This window comes from Planosporangium flavigriseum, assembly GCF_011947225.1.
Lineage (GTDB): Bacteria > Actinomycetota > Actinomycetes > Mycobacteriales > Micromonosporaceae > Planosporangium > Planosporangium flavigriseum.
Map to the genome: position 1 here is coordinate 1 of NZ_JAATVW010000070.1, position 611 is coordinate 611.

General features: G+C 73.0%; 1 protein-coding gene. It reads left to right on the forward strand.

What is annotated here, in order from left to right:
* On the forward strand, positions 1–611 hold a 611-nt coding region (locus tag HC028_RS26855; protein ID WP_168080232.1), incomplete at both ends, for a sigma-70 family RNA polymerase sigma factor.

A 611-nucleotide genomic window follows, 5' to 3' on the forward strand; every position in this document is an offset into this window, starting at 1 on the left:
AACGCGGCACCCCGTTCGGCAGCTTCGCCACCGCCCGCATCCGCGGCGCCCTGCTCGACGAACTACGCGGCCTGGACTGGGCCAGCCGCTCGGTACGCTCCCGCGCCCGCCGCATCGACACCGCCGCCCAGGAACTCACCGCCACCCTTGGACGCACCCCCACCACCGCCGAACTCGCCGAATCCCTCGGCGTCGGCGTCGGCGAAATCCAAGCCACCGACGACGACGTCCAGCGCGCCGTCGTCTTGAGCCTGCAGGGCTTCGCCGCCGGCACCGCCGAGGACATGGTCCCCGAGCGTGACGCCGGCCCCGAAGACCTCATCCTGCACCGTGAGCGCATCGGCTACCTCCACCACGCCATCGAGGCGCTGCCCGAGCGGCTGCGCCTGGTTGTCCAGGGGTACTTCTTCGACGAGCGCCCCATGACCGAGATCGCCGCCGAGCTCGGCGTCACCGAGTCCCGCGTCTCCCAGCTGCGCGCCGAAGCCCTCGTACTGCTGCGCGACGGACTCAACGCCAACCTCGACCCCGACCTCGTCCCCGACGCCGACCGTCCCGGCGGCTGCGTGGCCCGCCGCCGCGAGGCCTACTACTCGGCCATCGCCGCCCGC